Source organism: Paraglaciecola sp. (assembly GCF_030730205.1).
Classification (GTDB): domain Bacteria; phylum Pseudomonadota; class Gammaproteobacteria; order Enterobacterales; family Alteromonadaceae; genus Paraglaciecola.
Genome location: NZ_JANQVQ010000155.1, coordinates 1 through 2,569, shown reverse-complemented (window position 1 = coordinate 2,569; position 2,569 = coordinate 1). Strand labels below are relative to the sequence as shown.

The 2,569-nt window shown below is 36.7% G+C and carries 3 protein-coding genes; all 3 read left to right on the top strand.

Features of this window, described 5'->3' with window-relative positions:
- The first annotated feature begins 179 nt into the window (after nt 1-179).
- The 3 genes from NWQ57_RS10730 to NWQ57_RS10720 all read left to right on the top strand — a co-directional run bounded on the left by NWQ57_RS10730 (nt 180) and on the right by NWQ57_RS10720 (nt 2,404).
- Nucleotides 180-491: an HD domain-containing protein gene (locus tag NWQ57_RS10730; protein WP_306022147.1), complete on the top strand. Its 312-nt coding sequence runs from the start codon at nt 180-182 to the stop codon at nt 489-491.
- Between the two features lie 411 nt (nt 492-902).
- Nucleotides 903-1,460, top strand: coding sequence for a hypothetical protein (locus NWQ57_RS10725; protein WP_306022146.1), 558 nt, complete (start codon nt 903-905; stop codon nt 1,458-1,460).
- Between the two features lie 134 nt (nt 1,461-1,594).
- Complete coding sequence (locus NWQ57_RS10720) at nt 1,595-2,404, top strand: hypothetical protein (protein ID WP_306022145.1); 810 nt, start codon at nt 1,595-1,597, stop codon at nt 2,402-2,404.
- The last annotated feature ends 165 nt before the right edge of the window (nt 2,405-2,569 follow it).

Below are 2,569 nucleotides of genomic sequence, written 5' to 3'. Positions count from 1 at the left end.
GAATAATACTGTGCAATGCGAAGTAATTCAAAAAGGAAAAATAGGATTTTGCACAAAAGGTTTTTTAGACATCGAGGTTGATGCCAGGGTACAAACTTTCCGCTTTTTACGTTTAACCGGCAATATGCCCGGATAATACTCAGACCATACAGCAATAATCTTTAGTTAAGGTGCACTGTATGGCACAGCGACATATTACCAATCATGCTTCATTACTTGACTTGGCTATAGAGTTTGCCACGGCTTGCCACCATGGGCAACGGCGAAAATTCACTCAACAACCCTACATTGTGCATCCGCTGCGCGTGTTGTCGTTGGTGCAAAGTCGGGGGCTTTCTATCAATCATCTGATAGCCAGTGTGTTGCATGATGTAGTGGAAGATACCGCTGCCACCCTGGACGATATCGCAGCACACTTTGGCCCTCAGGTTTGCTATTGGGTGCAGGTGCTGACAAGGCCACACTTACCAGGCCATGTCTGCTTTCAGTGAAAAACGCCGATTTAATCGAATCTCAGTAAATATCCGCAATTGGCACAAAACCACGTTCTGAAGTGGCTTTCCCACTTTGAGATTTTGACGGTTAAGGCACTGCTATCAGAGTAGAATTTTGATTCAAGTGGTAAGTTTGCTGCAACGAGTGGTCCGATGGATTTGCAATGACTGGTAAGTTAGCTCTGCAATTGGGTGGTAAATTAAATGCAATTAACCAATTTGCTAAAGTAAGCGCGTTTCTGGGTAAAAGTTTTTTTGGGAAAGAACCATCAAGGTTCCCTATTTGACAAATGCTGAAGCATTATCGTTAGTTGTAGAGCTGAAAACTTTCTTAACGTAAAACCATTGTTAGTATGGTGGTGAACTTTAAAGCAAGATTTGGCATGTGTAATTAATAATGAGAAAAGGATGCAAAAATTGTTGGATATGGAAATTTTAGGGCCGTTTGATTTTCTACCTTTTCAACAAGGCGGTTTATCTCTATATAATGATCAGAATGCATGGAAACCTGGTATTTACTTCTGGGTGTATAACTTGAACGATTCGTTATTAATTAATTATATAGGTATTACTTCAACATCTATTGCCCAAAGACAATCTGCTCACTTATCTTCATTCTTCTCTGGCTTTTATGATATCTACGACGTTGACTCACTTTTAATTGGTCATCTAGATAAGGCATATACTCCTGGGGATGGCCATGAAAAGCTCTGTAAGTCGCAGGAGCATCTTGAAAAACAACTGAAGTTATTAAAGTTTTTTTTCGCGCCAGTTAGTGTTGAGCTTTCGGTGTTAAAGAGAGTTGAAACGGCCTTCATAAAACATGTTCGAAGCTCAAACGAATTTTCCAGAATATTAGATAATGGAAGTGTAAGTAGATATAGACGAGATGATGAAGCAGCTATTCACGTTTCTATCCATACAAAAACAGAAATTAGAGGTATGCCAAGTGAGCTTTTCGTTTAACACGAGTGCTTCATAACAAGACTGGAAAAGAAGTATAAACATATCCAAATAAAGCCTATTTTTGATGAACACAGATTTTTTAAAACGGCAATGAATACTGATACGTGTTCGAACTTAAAGTGAGGATTGTTTATATGAACGATGGCAAGTTATTAAAGAAGATTTTTACCTTTGGTGATTCTTCTGGGGCAGTTACTAAAAATTTTGTTAAAGATTGGCAATATAATTGGGTTGAGCATATCCATTTAACTGAACTTACTGAAGAAATCTTTAATACTTCAGATGATCATGAATTTTTTAGCCTTTATGTAATTGATATAAATACGTCATCATTAGATTTATTTGAATCAATAGCCAGCTTTTTAAAATACAGAAATAATTTTGAAGTCATAGCAATAAGTGAAAAGTCACTTTCACTAACCCAGATTGGGATATTAAGCAGAATTAACGATATATGTGAATATTCAAAAATTAAGCTTGTTGGACATGAATCTTTACCCTGTATTCTTGAATGTTACGCTCATGTTTTATGCGGTTGGTCGTATACTTGCATAGATTTCAATGACACTCATGAATGGCTGCATGCGGGAACCACTTTTCTTTCAGCTGGTAGTTATATAGATTTAGCTGTTAAAAACGAATTGCCTTACATGTTGTATTTGCAGCTAGCTGAGCTTAAAGCTAAATACGAAAATTTAGATCTTGAAGTTGCTGCACTTAATGTGGTTTTTTTAGGTGCTTATATTTCTCAAGATTTGTTTGTGGCATCATTGGCAATGGTATCGGGAAATTTTGGGCTTGATCTAAACCTCACTGTTCACAGCAATATTCAAGAAGCTAATCAAAATGGAAAAGTGGGTTTCAAAATATTCGCATCTTTAACGAAGAGATCAATTAGTACACAGCTTAGCGAAACTGATGCACCAGCTTTTCTTAGAGAGTAGGCTATGTTGAGGTCGATAGCCGATTCATTTGAAAATCTATATCAAGTTTAATCAACAAATTTACATTTGAACACCTTCCGTCTGTTATTGCTCTTAGCAATAAACTGAACAGCAGTTGGTCTCAATATTAAAAAATATTAATATCAATCACATAAATTTGCGTGA

Excerpts from the sequence above, each read along its gene's own strand:
- NWQ57_RS10720 (WP_306022145.1), top strand. The coding sequence starts at position 1,595 with ATGAACGATGGCAAGTTATTAAAGAAGATTTTTACCTTTGGTGATTCT.
- NWQ57_RS10730 (WP_306022147.1), top strand. The coding sequence starts at position 180 with ATGGCACAGCGACATATTACCAATCATGCTTCATTACTTGACTTGGCT.
- NWQ57_RS10725 (WP_306022146.1), top strand. The coding sequence starts at position 903 with ATGCAAAAATTGTTGGATATGGAAATTTTAGGGCCGTTTGATTTTCTA.